At 46.4% G+C, this 21509-nt stretch carries 20 protein-coding genes; 14 read left to right on the top strand and 6 right to left on the bottom strand.

Annotation, left to right across the window (positions count from 1 at the left end):
- The first annotated feature begins 15 nt into the window (after nt 1–15).
- Genes kdpB through CEF13_RS21940 form a run of 3 tightly spaced genes read left to right on the top strand, consistent with a single transcriptional unit; the run spans nt 16 to nt 5053 of the window.
- Nucleotides 16–2049 carry a potassium-transporting ATPase subunit KdpB gene (kdpB, locus tag CEF13_RS21950; RefSeq protein WP_102714003.1) on the top strand — a complete coding sequence of 678 codons (2034 nt, stop codon included), beginning with the start codon at nt 16–18 and terminating at the stop codon, nt 2047–2049.
- Nucleotides 2050–2080: 31 nt separating this feature from the next.
- Nucleotides 2081–2686: a potassium-transporting ATPase subunit KdpC gene (kdpC, locus tag CEF13_RS21945; RefSeq protein WP_102714001.1), complete on the top strand. Its 606-nt coding sequence runs from the start codon at nt 2081–2083 to the stop codon at nt 2684–2686.
- A gap of 48 nt (nt 2687–2734) precedes the next feature.
- Complete coding sequence (locus CEF13_RS21940) at nt 2735–5053, top strand: universal stress protein (protein ID WP_102713999.1); 2319 nt, start codon at nt 2735–2737, stop codon at nt 5051–5053.
- An 81-nt stretch (nt 5054–5134) separates the two neighbouring features.
- Here the strand turns inward: CEF13_RS21940 and CEF13_RS21935 are convergent, their stop codons facing one another.
- Nucleotides 5135–5464 (bottom strand): winged helix-turn-helix transcriptional regulator, encoded by a 330-nt coding sequence (locus tag CEF13_RS21935; protein ID WP_102713997.1) that lies wholly within the window; start codon nt 5462–5464, stop codon nt 5135–5137.
- A gap of 146 nt (nt 5465–5610) precedes the next feature.
- On the opposite strand from CEF13_RS21935, the gene CEF13_RS21930 reads away from it, so the two are divergent.
- The 3 genes from CEF13_RS21930 (at nt 5611) to CEF13_RS21920 (ending at nt 8327) form a co-directional block, all read left to right on the top strand.
- Entirely contained in the window at nt 5611–6375 is a 765-nt protein-coding gene (locus CEF13_RS21930) for a DODA-type extradiol aromatic ring-opening family dioxygenase (protein ID WP_102713995.1), read from the top strand.
- A gap of 32 nt (nt 6376–6407) precedes the next feature.
- The gene (locus tag CEF13_RS21925; RefSeq protein WP_102713993.1) at nt 6408–7160 is read left to right on the top strand and encodes a GTP cyclohydrolase II; all 753 of its coding nucleotides are present in this window, start codon (nt 6408–6410) and stop codon (nt 7158–7160) included.
- Nucleotides 7161–7364: 204 nt separating this feature from the next.
- Nucleotides 7365–8327, top strand: a complete 963-nt coding sequence (locus CEF13_RS21920) for an aldolase catalytic domain-containing protein (protein WP_102713991.1) — start codon at nt 7365–7367, stop codon at nt 8325–8327.
- Nucleotides 8328–8456: 129 nt separating this feature from the next.
- Here CEF13_RS21920 and CEF13_RS21915 read toward each other — a convergent pair whose 3' ends face one another.
- Nucleotides 8457–8759, bottom strand: a complete 303-nt coding sequence (locus CEF13_RS21915) for a hypothetical protein (protein ID WP_102713989.1) — start codon at nt 8757–8759, stop codon at nt 8457–8459.
- A 149-nt stretch (nt 8760–8908) separates the two neighbouring features.
- Between CEF13_RS21915 and CEF13_RS21910 the strand changes: the two genes are divergently transcribed.
- On the top strand, nt 8909–10222 hold the full coding sequence (locus CEF13_RS21910; protein WP_166742752.1) for a vWA domain-containing protein: 1314 nt from the start codon (nt 8909–8911) through the stop codon (nt 10220–10222).
- Nucleotides 10223–10282: 60 nt separating this feature from the next.
- On the opposite strand, the gene CEF13_RS21905 is transcribed toward CEF13_RS21910, so the two are convergent.
- The 3 genes from CEF13_RS21905 to CEF13_RS21895 form a co-directional block, all read right to left on the bottom strand.
- A complete protein-coding gene (locus tag CEF13_RS21905) occupies nt 10283–11662 on the bottom strand; it encodes a Glu/Leu/Phe/Val family dehydrogenase (protein WP_102713985.1) in 1380 nt (459 codons plus the stop codon).
- Nucleotides 11663–11858: 196 nt separating this feature from the next.
- Nucleotides 11859–13148: a glycoside hydrolase family 27 protein gene (locus CEF13_RS21900; protein WP_102713983.1), complete on the bottom strand. Its 1290-nt coding sequence runs from the start codon at nt 13146–13148 to the stop codon at nt 11859–11861.
- Between the two features lie 108 nt (nt 13149–13256).
- The gene (locus tag CEF13_RS21895; protein ID WP_102713981.1) at nt 13257–14147 is read right to left on the bottom strand and encodes an AraC family transcriptional regulator; all 891 of its coding nucleotides are present in this window, start codon (nt 14145–14147) and stop codon (nt 13257–13259) included.
- Nucleotides 14148–14445: 298 nt separating this feature from the next.
- Between CEF13_RS21895 and CEF13_RS21890 the strand changes: the two genes are divergently transcribed.
- The 3 genes from CEF13_RS21890 (at nt 14446) to CEF13_RS21880 (ending at nt 16487) form a co-directional block, all read left to right on the top strand.
- Entirely contained in the window at nt 14446–14814 is a 369-nt protein-coding gene (locus CEF13_RS21890; protein WP_208414395.1) for an NlpC/P60 family protein, read from the top strand.
- A gap of 10 nt (nt 14815–14824) precedes the next feature.
- Complete coding sequence (locus CEF13_RS21885) at nt 14825–15340, top strand: NUDIX domain-containing protein (RefSeq protein WP_102713977.1); 516 nt, start codon at nt 14825–14827, stop codon at nt 15338–15340.
- Nucleotides 15341–15629: 289 nt separating this feature from the next.
- Nucleotides 15630–16487: an MBL fold metallo-hydrolase gene (locus tag CEF13_RS21880; RefSeq protein ID WP_102713975.1), complete on the top strand. Its 858-nt coding sequence runs from the start codon at nt 15630–15632 to the stop codon at nt 16485–16487.
- Nucleotides 16488–16549: 62 nt separating this feature from the next.
- Here the strand turns inward: CEF13_RS21880 and CEF13_RS28915 are convergent, their stop codons facing one another.
- Nucleotides 16550–16702, bottom strand: a complete 153-nt coding sequence (locus CEF13_RS28915; protein WP_166742751.1) for a hypothetical protein — start codon at nt 16700–16702, stop codon at nt 16550–16552.
- Between the two features lie 164 nt (nt 16703–16866).
- On the opposite strand from CEF13_RS28915, the gene CEF13_RS21875 reads away from it, so the two are divergent.
- The 4 genes from CEF13_RS21875 (at nt 16867) to pheS (ending at nt 21497) form a co-directional block, all read left to right on the top strand.
- Complete coding sequence (locus tag CEF13_RS21875) at nt 16867–18288, top strand: CopD family protein (protein ID WP_102713973.1); 1422 nt, start codon at nt 16867–16869, stop codon at nt 18286–18288.
- Between the two features lie 25 nt (nt 18289–18313).
- On the top strand, nt 18314–19171 hold the full coding sequence (locus tag CEF13_RS21870) for a sensor histidine kinase (RefSeq protein ID WP_102713971.1): 858 nt from the start codon (nt 18314–18316) through the stop codon (nt 19169–19171).
- Nucleotides 19168–19875, top strand: coding sequence for a response regulator (locus CEF13_RS21865; protein ID WP_243864382.1), 708 nt, complete (start codon nt 19168–19170; stop codon nt 19873–19875). Before CEF13_RS21870 ends, CEF13_RS21865 begins: the two co-directional genes overlap by 4 nt.
- Before the next feature lie 587 nt (nt 19876–20462).
- Complete coding sequence (gene pheS, locus CEF13_RS21860) at nt 20463–21497, top strand: phenylalanine--tRNA ligase subunit alpha (RefSeq protein ID WP_102713969.1); 1035 nt, start codon at nt 20463–20465, stop codon at nt 21495–21497.
- Nucleotides 21498–21509: the final 12 nt, after the last annotated feature.

The following is a 21509-nucleotide window of genomic DNA, read 5'->3' as shown; positions in this document are numbered from 1 at the left end:
ATGAGGTGAACGGTAATGGTTAATAAAGAAAAGAAAAAAGGGCTGTCAGCTGCTGCTGTGAGGTCCGCTGCTATCGAAAGCTTCATTAAATTGAATCCTGCAGCGATGATCAAAAATCCGGTCATGTTTGTCGTTGAGCTTAGCACGATTATCGTTTTGTTAATGGTTGTCTTTCCTCATTATTTCTCGTCTCAGGATGCAATCGGATTTAATATAACGGTATTTATTATATTAATGTTCACGCTTTTATTCGCTAATTTCGCTGAAGCGATAGCAGAAGGAAGAGGCAAAGCGCAAGCAAATTCGCTCAAAAGGTCCAAGCAGGAAATGTTTGCAAACAAGCTTATCGGGGGCAAGGTAGTGGTCATTCCATCTACTGAGCTTCGCAAAGGAGATATCTTTATCGTCTCGCAGGGCGAGATGATTCCCGGAGACGGTGAAATTATAGAGGGACTTGCCTCGGTAGACGAATCAGCCATTACGGGGGAATCTGCAGCGGTCATTAAAGAGGCAGGCGGTGATTTCAGCTCGGTTACAGGCGGAACGAGAGTCGTCAGCGATTGGATTAAGGTAAGGCTGACGAGCGATCCCGGACAATCCTTTATAGACAGAATGATTGCCTTGGTAGAAGGCGCTAAGCGGCAGAAGTCTCCAAACGAAATTGCGCTGGATACACTGCTGACCAGCTTAACCGTCATCTTCTTAATCGTCGTTGTCACTTTAGCGCCTATCGCGAATTATGTAGGTGTCCATCTTGAAATTCCGGTATTAATTGCCCTGCTCGTATGTCTTATTCCGACGACGATCGGAGGGCTGCTATCGGCAATCGGTATTGCCGGAATGGATCGAGTGACGCAATTCAATGTGCTCGCGATGTCAGGTAAAGCAGTCGAGGCTGCAGGCGACATCAATACAATGATATTAGATAAGACAGGTACGATCACTTACGGCAATCGGATGGCGAGCGACATTATACCTGTTGGCGGTAACGAGCTCGTAACGTTGGCAGCGTGGGCGGCAATCAGCTCGGCCCAGGATGAGACGCCTGAAGGCAGATCCGTGCTGGAGTGGATGAAGAAGCAAAGCATGAGCTATGATGCTTCGCTTGCCCAAGGAGGCGAATTTATCCCGTTCAAAGCAGAGACGCGCATGAGCGGAATGGATTTGTCGGACGGCCGAAAAGTACGCAAGGGATCGGTCGATACCGTAAGGAAATGGGTGCTTGCGGGCGGTGGCCTTGTGCCTCCCGATTTAGAAAAGGTTTCGAATCACGTTGCCGCTTTGGGGGGGACGCCTCTTGCAGTCGCAGTCGACAACGAATTGCTGGGCGTCATTTATTTGAAAGATACCGTGAAGCCGGGAATGAAGGAAAGATTTCAACAGCTGCGGGAAATGGGCATCAAAACGATTATGTGCACGGGTGATAATCCCCTTACTGCAGCTACCATTGCCAAGGAAGCAGGCGTGGATGATTTTATTGCAGAAAGTACGCCGGAAGATAAAATTACGGTCATTCGCCGCGAGCAAGCCGAGGGCAAGATGGTTGCGATGACCGGAGATGGAACCAATGATGCGCCTGCACTTGCGCAAGCGGATGTCGGTCTTGCGATGAACAGCGGGACGATAGCGGCGAAGGAAGCTGCGAATATGATTGATTTGGACTCCGATCCATCCAAAATTATCGAAGTGGTTGCTATAGGCAAGCAGCTTCTGATGACGAGGGGGGCGCTGACCACCTTCAGTATCGCGAACGATATTGCCAAGTATTTTGCCATCATTCCTGCGATGTTCATGCTGGCTATCCCGGAGATGGGCGTGCTTAATATTATGAAGCTGGGCTCCCCATTATCGGCTATCTTATCCGCGCTCATCTTTAACGCCATCATTATTCCGCTTCTTATTCCGCTGGCGATCAAGGGCGTTACGTATAAACCAATGAGCGGGTCGCGGCTGCTAAGCAGAAATCTTCTTATCTATGGCCTGGGAGGCGTCATTGTTCCTTTCGCCGGAATTAAGCTTTTGGATTATGTAGTCCGTTTATGGGTATAGCATAGGCTAATAAGGAAAGAAGGCATGCAAGATGGACGATTTGTCAAAAACAAGCTCGCCGAAAGACTCATCACTCTTATCCGTTTCGATACGCATCAGTATTTTATTTATGATCATTTGCGGCATTATTTATCCGCTTGCCAGTACAGGGGCAGCGCAGCTGCTGTTCCCGAGCCACGCAAACGGCAGCTTGCTTAAAGACAGCAGCGGTCAAATTGTCGGCTCAGAGCTCATCGGCCAAAGCTTTGAAGATCCGAGTTTATTTCAAGGACGCGTATCGAGCATTGCTTATAATGCCGCTGCATCGGGCTCCAACAATTATGGGCCGTCAAACCCGGCTCTAATGGAGAGAACAGAAGCATCTATTAAAGAATGGAAGGCCAATAATCCAGACGTATCTATTGATAGGCTGCCTATAGATCTGGTTACAAATTCGGGTTCCGGTCTTGATCCGCATATCACCGTACAGGCTGCGAATATTCAAATTCCACGGATAAGCAAGCTTACCGGATTATCGTCAGCCGTGCTTCAGGATCTGGTGAAGGAGCATACAGAAGGCCGTGATTTAGCAATCTTCGGTGAAGAGCGAGTCAATGTGCTGATGCTGAATACCGCACTGGCAGCGCTGCATAAATAATAGGTCAATGCGGATGTCAGGCTGACAGCAATCGAGGAGATGAGGCAATTGGTTCCATTTCAAAGAAAATCGCCTGAGGAGCTGCTTCTGTCGATTGCGAAGCTGCACCGCGGCAGATTGAAAATTATTATTGGCGCGGTAAGCGGCTCAGGGAAAACCTATCATATGCTGCAGGAAGGAACGGGGCTGAAGCGGGATGGAATCGATGTGGTCATCTGCGCGGTTACTACTTTGCAAAGGCCCGAAACCGTCATGCAGCTGGGTGAGCTGGAGCGTATATCCAGCATTCACTGGTGGAGAGATGGCATCGAGCAAAAGGATCTGGATCTGGATGCTCTGGTCAGTCGCAATCCCGAGGTCGTGCTGGTAGATGGGCTGGCGCATCATAATCGTGCAGAGGCGCGTTTTCCAACCCGTCTGGAAGATGTTTTATTTCTGCTGGACAAAGGCATTAGCGTCATTACAACGATCAACGTATATGAGCTCGAAGGTGCAGATGAAGCAGCTTTGAAATGGACTGGCATACGGGCCCCGTTCACGGTGCCTGCCAACACGCTTGAGCTTGCAGATGAGGTCCGATTAATCGATGCTTCGCCCGAGACGATATTGAAGCGGCTTGAGGAAGGCGTGCTTGGCAGACAGACTAATCCAGCGATTGCGCGAAGAGATAATTTAGCTGTACTGAGAGAGCTGTCGCTAAGAATTGTTGCGGAAGGCGTCAACGGTTCTCTTGAGAAGCATCGTGAAGAACTTAGGCTCACAGGGCCGTCCGGAGCATCGGAGCGGATACTTGTAACAGCGCAATATCATTGGAACGGCTCAATCTATATACGAAGAGGGCAGCAGATCGCAAAGAGGCTGAACGGAGATATATTGGTAGTTTCCTTTGTACGTCCTGGGCGGAAGCTGACCAAAGAAGAACAAACGTTCAAAAATTCGATTATGAAGCTGACGAAAAAAGTAGATGGGAAATTTCAGGAGCTTCCGTTAAGAAATCGGCGCATGCTGTCGGCTGAGCTCGTTCGTTATGCTGATGAACAGCTCGTAACCCGAATTGTCATGGGTCATTCCAAGCAGAATCGCTGGCAGCAATTTTGGCAAGGATCGGTTGTAGATGATTTGCTTCGCAAAAGGAAACAAGTTGATCTGTTTCTAATGGCTGATCGAGCGGAGCATGAGGGCGAGCGGATTATGCCAGTCAGACAAACCGGTCATTCGAGGCGTGAGCTGTATCGCCGTTTCAGCGTGGAGGAAAAAGAACGGCAAATGGAAAAAATCCGCAGAGGAACGTTTCATGTGTACGTTGGGGCAGCGCCAGGTGTCGGCAAAACCTATACGATGCTCGTAGAAGCGAATGTGCTGCTTCGTAGAGGGGTAGATATTGTTGTTGGGCTTGTGGAGACGCATGGGCGAGCGGATACGTTAAAACAAATAGGCGACCTACCATTGATTGAACAACAAACGATAGCTTATAAAGGAACATTGCTGAAAGAGATGGATGTTGAAGCTATCATCCGTCGTAATCCTGAGGTCGTTCTCGTCGACGAGCTGGCTCATACTAACGTTCCGGGCAGCTTGCGCAAGAAGCGTTATGAGGATGTTCTGCATTTGCTAAACCAAGGCATTTCGGTTGTATCTACAATGAATATACAGCATATCGAAAGCTTGAATGATGCCATAGAGCAAATAACGGGTATCCGCGTTAAAGAAACAGTTCCCGATGCTATATTGCAGCTCGCGAATCAGGTCGAGCTGATAGACGTGACACCCCAAATGCTGAAGCAGCGCATGAAAGAGGGCAAAATATATGCGATGGATAAGGTGCAGCAGGCGCTTGGAGCCTTCTTTACAACGGGAAATATTATTGCTCTGCGCGAGCTTGCCCTGCGTGAAATCGCTGATGACGTAGACGAACGTCTAGAGGCGTGGGACTTTAATCGATCGCTTCGAGGGCCGCTGCGCCGACGTGAAGTGATATTTGTCTGTGTTGATATTTGCTCGAATGCAGAACGGCTCATCCGCCGCGGTTTCAGACTGGCCTACAGATTGAAATCCGAGTGGCATGTCCATTACGTACAGGAAAGCTCAAACTGGACAGGGGACATGGAAGGTAAACGGGATGCCGTCTTGAAGCTGACGGAAAGGCTTGGCGGCATATTCGAGATGTCGAAGGCGGAGAACGGAAACCAGATTGCGGCAGCGCTTCTAGCGGCTGCTGATCGTGCGAAGGCAACGCAGCTCGTTATTGGCCAATCCAATCGCCCTTTGCTTAATCGGTTATGGAAAGGCAATGTTGTCAGTCAACTGCTCAGGGGAGGCCGTCATATGGATATGCTCATTGTAGCAAATCGAGTGATGGAGAAATAAGGGGATTGGACAAGGCGACAGATCCCAACAAAAAAATACAGCCCTAACCGGAATCGGTTGGGGCTGTTTCACATGACCGCACTATTGCTCATTCTGTGGAGCGTGATCAATCCATTCCTGCGACCATACTTGTATTTCCCGAATAATCGGCTCTAGCGCGCGACCCTTTGCTGTTAAAGAGTATTCTATGCGTACAGGTATTTCCGGATAGACCTGCCGGTCAACAATACCTTCCATTTCGAGATCCTTGAAACGCTCAGACAATAATCTGCCGCTGATTGGCAATGCGGACTGAACGGCACAGAAGCGCTGCGGTCCGGACAATAGCTGATATATGATTAGGCCGGTCCAACGTTTGCTAATGATATCCATTCCTTTTTGGAAACGGGGACAAAGGGCTGGCTGATCCATGCTTATCACCTCTCTTGACTTACCTATAAGTATAACGCCAATAACTTATTTATACAAGCAAACATGGATAATGTTAATTACTTGACTAACATTAGTAATGAAACTATAATTAGTTACAAATAGTAAGTAAACAGGAGGTAGTTAATATGAAACCATTATTTCTTGCCCACGGATCACCAATGCTCGCAATCGAGCAGAATGCATATAGCCAGTTTCTACAAGCAACCGGAGCCAACCTAAAACCAGATGCAATTGTTATTTTTACAGCACATTGGGAAACAGAGGCAATAACAATATCATCCAAGGATGATGAATATGAAACGATTTATGATTTCTATGGTTTCCCAGACGAGCTGTATCAAGTGAAGTATCCGGCCAAAGGCTCGACGAAGATTGCGGAATTAGTTGGTCAGATGCTTACAGCGAAAGGCATTCAAATCGCATATAATGAGAATCGAGGACTTGACCATGGCTCATGGACGCTGCTGAAGCATATGTTCCCTAAAGCCGACGTGCCAGTCGTGCAGGTTTCTGTCAATCCTAACCGTTCCCCGGAAGAACAGTATGCGATCGGTGAGGCGCTTCAAGGCTTGAGCGCGCAAAATATTTTAATTATCGGAAGCGGCGTAACCGTTCATAATCTGCGGGCGGTGAACTGGGGGCAGAAGGAGCCGGAGGCATGGGCGGTCGAATTCGATGAATGGCTTATTCAGAAAATGAACAACAAGGATACTCACTCCTTATTTCAGTATGAACAGCTCGCGCCTCATGCCAGATTGGCGGTACCGCGTGCAGAGCATTTTGTTCCATTATATATAGCGCTAGGCAGCGGCGGTAAAGAAGCTTTGGCGAAAGTTATTTATCGCAGCTATGAATTCGGCACATTGAGCTATTTATCGATGCAATTTTGATCGTATATATACAGTAGAGAAGGTGAACTTTTATGATTAAGCCTAATATTGCGGCTATCATTAAAAATAAATTAAAACGGACACAAAACGGGAACGATGATATTTATGTCATTGGTCCGGTCAAGCTGCCGGTCGAGCTCGATGGCGAAACAAAAATATTTCATTGGTATAGCTGGATTAGCATGGAAGCAGGGCAGGAGCTGTCGGCAGAGCAGCTCGTTGAGAACTTAAACGAATTTAACTATGCGAACCTCCAGCAATCAAGCGTTCTCGTATACGGCGATTTCGAGAACAATGAGGATGCGCTCATACGGATGCACAGCATCTGCCACACGGGAGATATTTTTGGAAGCGCAAGATGCGATTGCGGCTTTCAATTAAAGCAGTCCATGCGTATTATTAGCGAGCATGGCTCCGGCGCTCTATTCTATTTGGCAAACCATGAGGGTCGCGGAATTGGCTTATTCAGCAAAGCGATTGCATACCTCCTTCAAGAGGATGGTTATGATACCGTTGATGCGAACACGGAGCTTGGTTTCTCGGATGATTCGCGGGATTATTCTGAGGCGATTGCGGTATTAAAGCTGCTGCGCGCGCTTCCGGTAACGATTATTACCAATAATCCACGTAAAGTGGATGCTCTGAGGAAAGGCGGCTTGAGCGTCGAAGGGCGAGTACCTTTATGGGGAAATACTTCTGTCTATAATGAGAAATATATTGGAACCAAGATGAATCGCTCGGGCCATTTCAGGCAAGAGCCGAAGTCCAGCATTAGCGTGAAATAATAAAGCAGCCTGGTACCAGTATGGAGGAAATCCATTATATGCTAGTATAAAATCCGAAAAAAACCTCGTTTTAAAGGTGTGTCGGATAAGACAAAAAAGCGTTTAGAATAGCCTGAAAACGACAAAATTCTTTTGCGTTCCTCTTCCTTTTCAAGTATGATGAGAAAAACTGAACTCATGTTCATCTCAAAGGAGTAACAACGGATGCATTCAAAAACAAGTCATTGTAAAATTGTTGATTGTACGATCCGCGATGGCGGACTCGTAAATAACTGGGATTTTAGTGTCGAGTTCGTTCAGCATTTGTACCAAAGCTTGAACGAAGCCGGCGTCGATTATATGGAAATCGGCTACAAAAACTCGCCAAAGCTGCTTAAAGGCGCTGAAAGTGCAGGCCCTTGGCGTTTTCTGAATGATGATTTTTTGAAAAAAGTAATTCCGAACAAAGGCAGCACTAAGCTGTCTGCACTTGTTGATATCGGACGCGTTGATGAGAATGATATTTTGCCGCGCAGTGAGAGCATGCTCGACCTGATCCGCGTTGCTTGCTATATTCAAGATGTTGACAAGGCGTTGGAGCTTGTTCAAGTATTCCATGACCGCGGATACGAAACGACTATTAACATCATGGCGCTTTCCAATGTTATGGAAAACCAGCTAATTGAAGCATTTCAATTGATCAATGACAGTGTAGTAGACGTTGTTTACGTTGTTGACTCCTATGGCAGCTTGAAACCAAGCGATATGAGCTACCTCGTTGACAAGTTCCGTCAGCACCTGCCTAATAAACGTCTTGGCGTTCATGCGCATAACAATCTGCAGCTTGCTTTCGCGAATACGTTGCTTGCAGCAGAACATGGCGTTGAACTGCTTGATGCATCTGTATACGGAATGGGCCGCGCTGCCGGTAACTGCAACACGGAGCTGCTTGTATCTGAACTGAAAAATACGAAGTATACGGTTCGTCCGGTACTGGATATGATCGAGAAATTCATGATTCCGCTTCGCGAGAAGGAAGAATGGGGCTATATTATCCCTTATATGATTACAGGGATTTTGGATGAGCACCCTCGCTCTGCGATGGCGCTTCGGGATTCCGAAGACAAGGACAAAGGTGTGGAGTTCTACGATCGCCTTACAACACCTGAAATTGCACACGGTAAATAATAAGCTGAGCTGCTTTAAACGTCCACGGACGGTATGAGCTTCGTTTCACGCTGTAATAGAAGGGGCTGCTTCAAAAGGTGAATTTATCCTTTTGAAGCAGCCCCTTGTTTGTATGTGCTGAACGATGGATTATTGTTCAATCAACTCGCCGTCGCCGCGAATCGCCGCTGCTTGATGCAGCTCATTGGGATGAAAGTAGCCTCTTCCACGAAAGAATTGGCCGCTTCTAGCTCCTGCCAAGAGCTCAATTGCAATGTTCTCGCTTTGTCCAAACCAAGCGAGCAGCTCACGGTCAACAACCCCATTAATATCAATATACCATAGCCTGTCTCCATATTCGGTGACACGGACAAGCTCAGCGGAAGTGTATGCAAGCTTTGCGGTTTGGTGCTGATAAGTTATTTCGAGTGTAATAATATCAAAAGTTTCCACGATGAAGTCCTCCTGTACCTGGCATCATGCAGTCGAATCTTCGATGCGACGCATATCTGTTTTCGATTGTAAAGGTATGGACTCCATTATGCAACATTTGTAAGCTGGACTACGTTAGATTAGGAAATACAAATAAAGGGGTTGAAGGAATGAAGACGGATCATTCGTTCAAAGGGCCGTATAAACAAAGAAAAGGCCAAAGCGGGTACTTCATTATTTTGCTATCGTTAATTGTAATGCTGAGCGCGTGCTCATCCTCTTCAAACAAAGCATCAGAAAGTGGAACCTATAATAGTTCGAATCGCGGCGAAACAACAGCGGCCAGAAATGATAAATCAATCAGTACGGATAACCGCGCCCCATCTGAGAGAGAAAGTATGCCTATGAAAGAAAACGGCAAACGCAGTTATCCCAATAAGGTCGAAAAAGATGTACAGGCAGGCCAGCTAACGGCAGGTGAATGGGACGATCTATCAGCTTGGGAGCGCTTTGGAAATTTGGTGAATGGTCTAGAAGCTGATACAAGCAAACGAATCTGGCAATTTTGGAATTTTCAAAGGCTGGAGGTTATCGTGTCTGCTAATGGGAAAGCGGTATCCGATGCGGATGTACAGCTGAAATCTGGCAAACAGACGGTATGGAGAGCACGTACAAACACGGAAGGAAGAGCCTACGTATATGCGGGTTTGTTCGATAAGGATACAGCAAACCAAAGCTCATTTACCGTTTATGTCGAATCAGATCAGGCAGCTAAACAAACGCAGGAAGTAAAAGTTCCAGAGCAAGGCTCCATTAAGATTGATTTGGGTAAGGCGGCTGCTATTTCTGATGCGGTAGATATTATGTTTGTCGTAGATACGACGGGTTCGATGGGAGATGAGCTGAATTATCTCGGAGCAGAGCTTAAAGATGTTGTGAAGCGTGTGTCCGATGAGCATGGAAATCAGCTAGATATGCAAATCAGCGCCAACTTTTATCGTGACAAGCATGATGAATATATTGTAAAGCCATATCCGTTCACAAAGGACATCAATAAAGTGATCGATCAGTTTACGAAGCAAACCGCAGAGGGCGGCGGCGATTATCCGGAAGCTGTCGACCAAGCGCTCCGGGATGCCATTCATGAGCATCAGTGGAGCAAGGAAGCGCGTGCGCGCCTATTATTTCTCGTGCTGGATGCGCCGCCGCATGATGATCCGCAGGTGATTGATGAGATCAAGCAGCTTACAGAGGATGCTGCCGCAGCAGGCATTCGCATCATTCCAGTAGCCTCCAGCGGGGTAAGTATAGATACGGAATATTTAATGCGCTTCTTTGCTGTAGCGACTGGCGGCACATATATTTTTCTAACCGATGACAGCGGTATCGGGGAGGAGCATCTGGAGCCTGCAGTAGGCGAATATGAGGTTAAGCTGTTAAACGACCTGCTTGTCGAGGTTATTAATCGTTATTTGAAGGAGTAGACGAACAAAGGGCCAGCCGTTAAGCATACAGCATGCTTAATAGCTGGCCCTTCTTCATTTTTAATACAGCTTGCCGAGCTTATACAATACATTGGACAGCTTCATGACGGCATGATTATAGCAATTTTGACGGAGGGTGAATGGTTCTCCAAAGAATGCTGGCAAAATGCCGTTTAATGTATGCTGCATTTTGTCATATAACATTTTGTACACTTGCTCTTCGCTCAAAAACTGCGTATCGCGTCCCTGCAGCCATTCAAAGTAGGATACGATAACGCCGCCAGCGTTCGCTAATATGTCTGGAATGATAAGAACGCCTCGAGCGGTCAGTGCTTCATCTGCTTCGCCTGTTACAGGTGCGTTGGCACCTTCTACAATCATGCGGGCCTTCACCTGCTCCACATTATCTTTGCGGACTTGCTCCTCAAGAGCAGCAAGAATGAGTACATCAACGTCCAGATATAGAACGTCCTCGCGCTTCAGTATTTGAGCTTTCAAATTAAGAGCGGCAAGTGCCTCCTCCGTATCTGGCAAATCCCCTTTGTGGAGAAGGGCGTAGTCAATCAACGAAGGGATGGAAAGACCATCTGGATTATACAGGGTTACGTTCCGATCGCTCACTGCAACTACTTTATTCTGCAAATAGCTGCATTTGTAGGCTTCAAGCGCGGTAATCGAGCCCACATTTCCGAAGCCCTGCACGGCGATAGTCAGCGGACGATCCTTAAGTGCCAATGCTGATTGGGCGAAAGTATTTGTGCTGCCCGCAAGCCAGCTGCTTTGGGATTTAAGGAAATCATGAATCAAATAACGGAATGTGAAATAGACGCCTTTGCCAGTTGCTTCCCTACGGCCTAAGGAGCCGCCGTTGATGACGCTTTTGCCGGTGAAGCTGCCAAGGTATGGCTGACCGGGATGAATGCTTTTGTATTCCGCCATCATCCAGTCCATCTCACGTTCGCCTGATCCCATGTCTGGGGCTGGAATATCTTTGTCCGGTCCTAGTATATCGCTAAAGTATTGCACATATTTTTTGCAAATGAGATAAAGCTCTCTCGCGGAGTAATCGCGAGGGTTTATGATGACTCCGCCTTTACCGCCTCCAAAGGGAACCTCGTGCAGAGCGTTTTTTAGAGTCATTAGGGCTGCGAGATTGGTTACTTCCTCTTCATTGACCATTTCGTGAAAACGAATACCGCCTTTATAAGGTCCAAGCGTATCATTATGCTGAATGCGATAGGCCGGAATACGCACGACATTGCCGTTATCTAATGTTATACGCAGAAAAGCTTTATGTACTTTATTTGGTGTTGACAAAATGGCGGCAAGAGATAAAAAGACTTGCTCACGCGATTGATCCTGCAAATGCGGTAAAAAAGCTTGATCTCCCATTAAAGCGTTTAAGGATTGCTGTACGATGGCACCTGTTTGACTAGCCATGACTAAACGACCTCCTCTGTACTCTGTTATTTCTACACGAATAGCTCAAGCTGCTTAGGCTTACCCTCTTACTTTACCATATTACCGAAATTAAACCAAAAACCCCTCCTTTTCGACTCCATCGACACAGTGTCCATGTTCGAAACGTTGGAGGGATTTCTACTTTTCTTAGGCGCTTAGGATAAGCTTAGTGTGGCTAAGTTAATTTAAGAAGCACAGAGCTGTGAGGGAGCATAGAGAATTCCAGCTGCCCCAGTTTGCCGAGGTCCTCACGCTTCCATAGGTCGCGGACATGTGGAGCTTCGCTCAAGCCAAGCTGCTCAAGAGAAACAGCAACGGTATCCGAAGACTCGCCTGCATTAAATAAGGCAACATAAAAGCTTCCAGTCTCACTCTTTGACGTCCATACAATACGTTCTTCTTCACGGAACAGCTGCCGAGCATCGCGTCCGTTTCGGTGAAGCTCAAGCACCTCATCGTTCGTTATTAATGACAAGGTCCATTCGTCGTTATCCCGCAGCTCACCGCCAAACATAAGGGGAGAACGGAAAATCGCCCATAAGGACATCATGGTAACCTGCTCATCCCTCGTAAACCTTGTCCAGCGGTCGCTTCCTCCGCCATCCACGGAGCGGATGCCTAAATGACCGAGCGGAAGCATATCGCAATCCGGCCAGGCTCCTTCGGCAACAAAAGGCGCCCACTTCTCGCAGCGCTCGAACATATCATGGAGCAAATGCCATAAATCCCAGTAATCGTCTGTCATACGCCACATATTAGCATGCGCTGTGAGTGCTGAGGCGTGCTCCAGCGGAGCAGGACCTGGCGAGAGGCTGAGCACCATATCTCTTCCGCATTGATCAATAGCTGATTGAATGAGCTTGATCTCATCCAGATGAATGCCATAAAGACGCGAAGCAGCGATATCATCAACTTTGACGAAATCAACACCCCAGGATGCATATAGATCAAATAAAGAATTATAGTACTGCTGAGCGCCTTCCTTGGAAGCATCAACGCCATACATATCCGTGTTCCAAGGACATATAGAGTTAGTATGCGCAATGGAGCGTGCTGTTGCGCTCGTTCCCATAATTTTGGTATCCGCATGTACAGCTTGCCGCGGAATGCCGCGCATAATATGGATGCCGAATTTCAATCCAAGGCTGTGTACATAATCGGCAAGCGGCTTGAAGCCTTGTCCATTCTCAGCAGATGGAAAACGCGAAACGGCAGGCTGCAAGCGCGAGTACTCATCCATTTCGAGCGGTACGAACGGACGGTACTGCGATGAATTAGCGCCAGGCTCGTACCACTGAATATCCACAACAATATATTCCCAGCCAAAGCTCTTTAAATGCTGAGCCATATATTCCGCGTTTCCTCTAATTTCATCTTCCTTTACACTGGCGCCATAGCAATCCCAGCTGTTCCAGCCCATAGGCGGCGTTAATGCGAATTGGTGATGCTTTGAGCTAATAGTCATCGTTAATCGTCCTCTCATATCGTAATATTGCTCTCTACGATAATCGTAAAACGAAACAGAACCTATGAATAGCACAATTTATTGCGATTAGATGTAAAATATTGCTTTCTAATCGAATTGTAATCGATCAATGAAGGGAAGCTCCTTCGCCAAGCGGAAATCTCGCGGAGGAAATCCCACCTTGCTGCGAAAGACTTTACTGAAGTAACTGCTGCTTGAATAACCGACGCTATGCGCAATGTCTTCAACCGTGAGCTCCGTTTGGCGCAGCAGCTGCACCGCTTTCTCAATTCGCAGCTTTGTTACATAATCCATAGGTGTCATGCCAGTTGATTGCGTAAAAACTCTCGTAAAATAATATTTGGACAATGATGCGGCATCTGCAACGTCATCCAAACTTTGCAGCGTATGAAATTCGGCTTCTATGTATGCCACGGCCTGTTGAACCTGTGCGGGCCAAGCTGCTTTCTCCTGCTGCTGCGTCATGTTTGATTGGAGCAGTTCCATCATAAATCGATATATAAGTATTGATGCCTGATAGCTGTTTCCAATTCGATTTCCACAGGCTTCCGCATATAAATTTCGTAGCGATCTTGCAACGGCGCTCGATTGTTCGAATGAAGGTGTTGCACCAATGGTTTGCAGAAGCTCGCCCCATAGCTTGTGCAGATGCTGCTGACGAATTAATACGAAATAAAACTCCCAATGATCACTCGATTGAGGCAAGCAGTAATGATGGTCTCCGGGAATTTCAGCCAAAAAGGCCATATTCTCGCGGATCGTATGTGTAACATCACCAAGCCTGAATTGACCGCAGCCGGACACGGTATACTGAATTAAATATAAGGGACCGTCAATTCGTTTCATCCCGTCCCAAAAGTAGTCAGGCTCAGTCACAAGCTGATAGCCTGTTGCAAACAGCTGGTAAATAGGCAGCTGAGCTTGCTCTTGGAATCGATAGCCATATACGCCGTGCGGCAGCTGTTGAAGCATGCTCATTGAGTGCCTCCTTCATCTATTAATCTATTTATCTACTAGGCAGTTGTACGAGTGCACTAGTAGTATAGTCGCTCAAGCCCGAATTCGTCGATATCCCAGATGAGGCTAACGGTTTAATTCATTATAATTGTTTATTATCAATTGTTGGATTGGAATAAATGGTAATATATAGATAGCGAGAATGTGTTATAGAAGGAGTGCGATATTTATTAATAACGAACAATATGTTGAACAGGCAATAAAATGGGCTCTTAGCCAAAAGGATTGTACGGAGTATCCATTGAGATGTCTTGCCTTTGTGGAAGATGCTTATGAACGAAGTAATGGGATTGAGATTTTTGGCGGAAGCAGCGCTAAAGAGTCTGCTGATAAGTATGAAGCGTGGCGGAATATGACGAATCCTGAGAAAGGAGCTTTTGTATTTTATGAATGCTCCGGTTTAGTTCAAGGCGAATTGAAAGATTGGGGACATGTTGGTTTGTGTATAGGCGAAAACCAGGTAATACATGCATGGGATAAAATTAGAGTGGATAACTATTTAGAAATAGAGAATTTGAGCCCTGCTCCAAGTTGGACGAAGCCCAAGTATATAGGATGGGCCCCGCTAGATCGAATCCTCGAAGGTTTTCGTGTTAAGGATTGGCTTTATGATAAAAATCAAAGGTGAGAATGGATAAATGAATATGATTAGGAATGAAAAAAATGTTGCCGGTCTTCCATTGCCTAATGAAACACGATTAGTATTGTCTAATATTCTGCCTTCTTCTGAATTAATAACCTGCTCGTTTGTGCTCGCATTTCAAGAGGACGCCCTATTATTAACGAATTTGTATGATAGAGGGTGGGACATTCCTGGCGGGCATATTGAACGAGGAGAGTCTCCCGCTCAAGCTATGCAAAGAGAATTATATGAGGAAACGGGAGCTTTAATTGAATCGCCTCATGTGCTTGGATATGAATTAATTAGATTGTTTAGCAAGCCAATTCATTATAAATATCCTTTTCCAGACAGTTACATGGTTTTTTACTGTGCAAAAATAGTAAGAATGGACGCCTTTGAAGGTAACATAGAAACAAAAGGTAGAGGCTTTTTTAAGCCAGAAGATGCTTATCATATTCCTTGGGTAAAGGGAAATCGGGCATTTTATGAAGAAGCTTTGAAATGGGCTATTAGCGAGTCCAAAGTGGAATAGTTGAAGCGGATCGGGGACTGAATGTAACTACTTTCTGTTCTTATTTATTGCTTACGGACATGGGATCCGTTATTTGTTAAATTTAACTGCAAATTTCCATGTTACGGACATGAGGTTCGCTATTATCCTTTGCGAGGACTATATTTGATGATTTTCGTTGAAATAACGACTCTCATGTCCGCTAGTCTTCGATAATGGGGTTAATAGCTGTAAATAACGTCTCCTGTGTCCGCTAGCTGTAGCTATTGCCTCATTACCATGCACTAATCATACGAAGGGAGGGGAAAATATGAAAATTGAATTTCTAGGTACAGGGGGAGCAATGGCCATACCGCGCCCTCTTTGCAAGTGCAGAGTATGCAGTGAGGCAAGAAAAATAGGGGTCCCATACAGCCGCTCAGGTCCAAGCTTATTTATTCACGGTCCGAACATTTTGATCGATACGCCGGAGGACATCTATTTTCAGATTAATCGTTCCAGTATCGAGAAAATTGACGGTGTATTGTACTCGCATTGGCACCCTGATCACATTATGGGCAGAAGGATATTGGAATCAATTCATGCAGATTGGCGAAGCTATCCCCCGAATAATAAGCAAAGCGACGTGTATTTGCCTGAGCAAGTAGCCATTGATTTTAGGCATCGTCTTGGTATGGGAGATCATCTTTCGTTTTTTTCGAAGCAAGGATATATAAACATTCATGAGTTAAAAGATGGTGAAGCATTCACATCAAACGGCGCAGTTATTACACCTTTTCGTTTGGAGGAGCCGTATGTTTACGCATTTCTTGTAGAGGATAAGAACCACAAAATGGTGATCGCTCCGGATGAGCTTAACAATTGGAAGCCTGATGATAGTTTGAATAATATTGATCTTGCCATATTGCCTATGGGAGTAGCCGAATATCATCCTTTAACAGGCGAGAGACAAATTCCGCAAGAGCATCCCGTGCTTCAAGAGGAATGTACATTCATAGAAACCGTTGAAATCATTAAAAGGCTGAATCCAAAAAGGACCATTCTAACGCATATTGAAGAATCGGATGGATTAAGTTTTGATGATTTTAAAGAGATAGAAAACAATTTAAAAGCGCAAGGCTTAAATATTTCGTTTGCCTATGATACTCTTATTGTAGATTTGGAATAAAGCTCAAAAAATAAAGGCAATACCCTACATTTGCTGCCAGGGTAATGCCTTTTTCTATAGGTTCAGTTTTTCTTTTCATCCGTTTCTGCTGCATAAGCGATTAGCGCAACTTCCGAGCCATACTGCTGTGATAGCTGCTGCTCCAGCTTGCGAATCGCATCGAGTGCGTCTTTTGTGTCGCTAAGCTCAGCGATCCGAAAATCCTTGTCCTTCAATATGTTCAACTCCCTTCTAAAACTTTTTTATAGAATGATCCATTACCCGGGCTGTTATACGTCATCAGCCAATTATAGGCTGCGCTGAGAAGCCATTCCATTCATTGTTCTTTTCATAAAGGTCGAGTAAACTGAAGCTGAGTATATTAAAGGGAAGTGACCTCTTGAGAAGCTTTTTACATAAAAAGATCAACCCGCAATTCTCCCTCAAGGAACGCTTGACAGCTATCCTCACAGGCTTAATGCTGCTAATCCTGCTTGCTGTGTCATCCATGCTGCTTATACCGCAATGTGCATTAGCACAGTCTCATTCCACCATCGAAGTGAATGCCGCTGCAGTTGAAGAACACGCCGGCCACAAGCATTCAACGGCTGCGCATGAGGATACCGGCATTACAGTAGGACAGGCTTTATTTTATGCGGCACGGGTATTGTATTATGTCACATTTATACTGGCTGTGGGCTTTATGCTCTGGTCGGTCGCACTTAGTGAAGGCTCGAATGATATCCAGCGCGGTTTCGTGCATCAATGGAGCTTACTAGCATTGCGTGCATTCCTTCTTGCTGTTCTTCTATTTGTATTCGTCAACCTCAGCAGCTTGCTGAAAAATGATGACGGCGGCAGTATGAACGGTTGGATTCGCCTTTTATTAGAATCGGAATATGGTTATTCTTTGCTTGGAGTGACGGTGCTGTCGCTGCTTGGCTTTGTCATACATAAATGCAACAATGTTTTCAAATGGATATGGGCGCTACTGCTCGCAGCCGCAGAGAGCTTTAACGGCCACATATATTCGCTTCCGGATCATACGCTAGCTTTATTACTCGATTTTATTCATATAACCGCTTCGGCCTATCTGGCAGGCGGTCTGGTGCTGCTGCTGTTGTTTTGGTATGTCGATCGCAAAGAAGCCGGAAGGTTTGCTGAGCGTTATACGAGAATAGCATGGCTGTCACTAGTAGTACTTGCGGTTAGCGGAATTGGAATGACAATTCTTCTGCTGCCATCCTGGCTTTACCTCATCTATACGAGCTGGGGTATTATGCTGCTTGTGAAAGCGGTGCTAGTTCTACTAGTTGCTGGAGTAGGGACTTTGCTGCACAGACGCGCGAAGAAGCGTGAGCTGCCAAGCGGCATGCTGGTTAAGCTGAACGGATTATTAATTTGCTTCATAGTTATCATCGTTAGTGTGTTCACTTATGTGAAACCATCTCCCGCAATGAAGCCATTCTCCTATCATAAAATGAGCAGTTTCCTGCATTACACTTTATCCATAACGCCTAACGGTCCAGGTCCGAATCAGATCATGCTGAAAGTATGGCTGCCTGAGCAGCTGGGGGCTCCAGAAACTGTGAAACTGCAGCTGCGTTCAGAGTCAAATCCTAAGCTTGCTGGTATCGACGTTCCTTTGCAGAGTGCTTTTTTCAAAGACAAGGAGAAGCTCTCATTCCCTGGCTTTACGGAAACGGGATATTTGGCTGCGAAAGTCGAACTCCCCTTGCGGGGGGCATGGACGGCTTCGCTTATTATTATTGACCATTCCGGGGTGGAAATTCGGCAAAGCATTGCATTTCGCAACGATTAAACAAAGAGAAGGAGGCTAGTCCTTTATGTCTTATAAATGGCTGAAATGGCTAATCCTATGGATTCCGACGATCACGATAGGGTTATGGGAATATGTACGGCATACTCTCTTGCTTCCCTATATTTCAATGGATCTTGGCAATTACCTTGCTCCTGTCTTTGTTTTTCTTATTACGCTTACGCTGCTGCGGGCATTGTTCGTCAAGCTGGAGCATATGCAGCAATCACTTCAACGCGAAGGCGTATTGAAGGCGGCCTTTGAGGAACGCGAGCAGCTGGCACGCGAGCTGCATGACGGTATATCACAGACCTTATTCATGCTTTCAGTGAAGCTGGATAAATTGGAGCGCGCTCAAACGAATTCGGACGTGCTGCAAACGACTGATCAGCTTAGACAGACGGTGCGCCATGTTTACGATGATGTAAGGCAATCCATTGCCAATTTGCAAGCTGCGCCGCTGCCGGCGGATTTGTCATGGATGCAGAGCATTCATCATCTTATCGATGAAATAGAGCAAACCAGCGGAATTCAGACTACCGTAGAATGGCATATGCGGGATGGCTTGCTTTCACACAAACAGAAGGTGGAGCTGCTCGCCATTATGCGGGAAGCGCTTATGAATGTGCAGAAGCATGCCAGAGCGGAGCATATTGTCATTCGAAGCGAGGACGGGAGCAAGAGCGGCGAGGAGAGCGACTTATTCCGCTGTATGATCAAGGACGATGGAGAAGGCATTTCAGAGGAGAAGCTGTACGAAAAAGGGAAATATGGCGTGAAAATGATGCAGGAGCGAGCAGCTGCAATGGGATGGAAGCTAACCTTGCAGGAGGGGCTGCCGCACGGAACCGAGGTTGAAGTTGTAGGAAGGGGCGTGGACAAATGATACATAAAATGATCCATATACGCGTGTTTTTGGTCGATGATCATCCGCATGGTCGTGAAGGCATGCGCGAAATCGTTATGAATGACGAATCTTTTATTATTGTAGGCGAAGCGGCAAGCGGTGAAGAAGCGATAGCCATGATTCCTGATGTAAAACCGGATCTCGTACTAATGGATATTAATATGCCGGGAATGGGAGGCCTGGAAGCTACGCATCGATTGAAGCTGCTGCTTCCATCCTTAAAGATCGTCATGGTAACAGTGTCCGATGACATCACTCATTTATTCGAGGCTATTAAGCGGGGAGCACAGGGCTACTTGCTTAAAAATTTGACTCCTTCAGCTTGGTTGGAATATTTGCGAGCCGTCTCCCTCGATGAAGCGCCCATGTCAAAGGAGCTTGCCTTCCGCTTGCTGCAGGAATTTTCGGCAAGCAAGACACAGGCACCAAAGCGAGAAGCAAGCAGCAGGTCGGCCTCCTTCAATAAAGAAACGGCGGTTATTACGACCCCACTAACAGAAAGAGAGAAGGAAGTGCTTGAGCGTGTTGCGACGGGCGCATCAAACCGCGAAATTGCGAGCGAGCTTGGTCTTTCGGAGCATACGATCAAAAATCACCTCAAAAATATATTGCAAAAGCTGCATCTCGACAACCGCGTACAATTGACGCGTTACGCCGTGGAGCAAGGCTTAGTTGATAGATGAGCCGGCAATTGCGTGTGAAATGCAGTGCGGTGTGCTGCTGGATGGTGCTGTAAGTCCATTTGAGTATATTGTTGCAGAGGGATGCAGCAGCTCAAATTGAACAATCACAGTACTATTTGTTTGATGAATTCATCATTTTATAAGCAATTGCCTTGAAAAGACTATGGTTGCTGTTGCAAGGCTTCTGCAGTTTGCATATAATAAGAATTAATGTTTGATAATCGTAGCAAAGCGATGATGGAGAAAAGTAAGCAGTGCTTTCGCACAGGGAGAAGACACCGTTGATTGAGAGTGTCTTTGTGAAATTAGGCTGCCGAAGTTCACTCCGGAGCAGACGCCTGAACCGCCGCAGCACAATGGCGCGTGTAGGGAGAGTCCGGTTCCCGCCGTTATGGGGCTAAAGGAATGGCAATCAGATGCTCAAGCATGCGCTAACCAAGGTTTTGGTTAATGGCAATGCGAGCGCATAGGCTTGTTATTCAAATTAGGGTGGTACCGCGGTTCTTTCGTCCCTTCAGGGAGAAAGGGCTTTTTTTTGTGTCATTTTGTGTCATGAATTAGGGAAGATGATATGGAGGCGAAGAGAAATGAAGGAAAGATTAGAAGGGCTGCGCGGCGAAGCGCTTCAAGAGCTGCAGCATGTGGAAACGCCACAGCAGCTTAATGATTTGCGAGTTAAGTATCTAGGCAAGAAAGGCGCGTTGACTGAGATTTTACGCGGTATGGGCGGGCTAAGCGCTGAAGAACGTCCGGTTATCGGCCAAGTCGCGAATGATGTTCGCGCAGCAATTGAGTCGGTTATCGATTCGAAGCAGGATGCTTTCCAGCAAGCAGAAACGAACAACCGTCTGCTAGCGGAAACGCTGGATGTGACTTTGCCGGGCAAAGGGCTTCCAAGCGGCGCTATTCATCCCCTCAATAAAGTAGCTCAAGAAATCGAGGATATTTTTATCGGCCTTGGCTATACGATTGCAGAAGGTCCTGAGGTTGAGACGGATTATTATAACTTCGAGGCTTTGAACCTTCCAAAAAACCATCCAGCGCGCGACATGCAGGATTCTTTCTATGTCACGGATGATATTCTAATGCGCACGCATACCTCGCCTGTACAGGTTCGTACGATGAAAGCGATGAACGGACAAACACCGGTTAAAGTTATTTGCCCGGGTAAGGTTTATCGCCGTGATGATGACGATGCGACGCATTCGTTCCAATTCAATCAGATCGAAGGCCTTGTTATTGGCAAAAACATCCGAATGAGCGATTTGAAAGGAACGCTGCTGCAATTCGTGCAACAAATGTTCGGCGCTCAAGCGCAAATTAGACTTCGTCCAAGCTTCTTCCCGTTTACAGAGCCAAGTGCTGAGGTTGACGTAACCTGCGTTCAGTGCGGCGGCAAAGGCTGCCGGATGTGCAAGCATACGGGCTGGCTCGAAATTCTCGGCTGCGGCATGGTTCACCCGCGGGTACTCGAAATGGGCGGCTATGATCCAGAAGAGGTTAGCGGCTTTGCTTTCGGCATGGGCGTGGAGCGTATCGCGTTGTTGAAATACGGCATTGACGATATTCGTCATTTCTATACGAATGATCTGCGGTTCTTAAGCCAGTTCGGGAGAATGTAGCAAAGAGAGAAG

This window comes from Paenibacillus castaneae (genome assembly GCF_002884445.1).
GTDB lineage: Bacteria > Bacillota > Bacilli > Paenibacillales > Paenibacillaceae > Pristimantibacillus > Pristimantibacillus castaneae.
The sequence above is the reverse complement of the archived record's forward strand: the minus strand, read 5'-3'. Positions and strand labels throughout refer to the sequence as shown.

Excerpts from the sequence above, each read along its gene's own strand:
- kdpB (WP_102714003.1), top strand. The coding sequence starts at position 16 with ATGGTTAATAAAGAAAAGAAAAAAGGGCTGTCAGCTGCTGCTGTGAGG.
- kdpC (WP_102714001.1), top strand. The coding sequence starts at position 2,081 with ATGGACGATTTGTCAAAAACAAGCTCGCCGAAAGACTCATCACTCTTA.
- CEF13_RS21935 (WP_102713997.1), bottom strand. The coding sequence starts at position 5,464 with ATGGATCAGCCAGCCCTTTGTCCCCGTTTCCAAAAAGGAATGGATATC.
- CEF13_RS21930 (WP_102713995.1), top strand. The coding sequence starts at position 5,611 with ATGAAACCATTATTTCTTGCCCACGGATCACCAATGCTCGCAATCGAG.
- CEF13_RS21925 (WP_102713993.1), top strand. The coding sequence starts at position 6,408 with ATGATTAAGCCTAATATTGCGGCTATCATTAAAAATAAATTAAAACGG.
- CEF13_RS21920 (WP_102713991.1), top strand. The coding sequence starts at position 7,365 with ATGCATTCAAAAACAAGTCATTGTAAAATTGTTGATTGTACGATCCGC.
- CEF13_RS21910 (WP_166742752.1), top strand. The coding sequence starts at position 8,909 with ATGAAGACGGATCATTCGTTCAAAGGGCCGTATAAACAAAGAAAAGGC.
- CEF13_RS21905 (WP_102713985.1), bottom strand. The coding sequence starts at position 11,662 with ATGGCTAGTCAAACAGGTGCCATCGTACAGCAATCCTTAAACGCTTTA.
- CEF13_RS21900 (WP_102713983.1), bottom strand. The coding sequence starts at position 13,148 with ATGACTATTAGCTCAAAGCATCACCAATTCGCATTAACGCCGCCTATG.
- CEF13_RS21895 (WP_102713981.1), bottom strand. The coding sequence starts at position 14,147 with ATGAGCATGCTTCAACAGCTGCCGCACGGCGTATATGGCTATCGATTC.
- CEF13_RS21885 (WP_102713977.1), top strand. The coding sequence starts at position 14,825 with ATGAATATGATTAGGAATGAAAAAAATGTTGCCGGTCTTCCATTGCCT.
- CEF13_RS21880 (WP_102713975.1), top strand. The coding sequence starts at position 15,630 with ATGAAAATTGAATTTCTAGGTACAGGGGGAGCAATGGCCATACCGCGC.
- CEF13_RS21870 (WP_102713971.1), top strand. The coding sequence starts at position 18,314 with ATGTCTTATAAATGGCTGAAATGGCTAATCCTATGGATTCCGACGATC.
- CEF13_RS21865 (WP_243864382.1), top strand. The coding sequence starts at position 19,168 with ATGATACATAAAATGATCCATATACGCGTGTTTTTGGTCGATGATCAT.
- pheS (WP_102713969.1), top strand. The coding sequence starts at position 20,463 with ATGAAGGAAAGATTAGAAGGGCTGCGCGGCGAAGCGCTTCAAGAGCTG.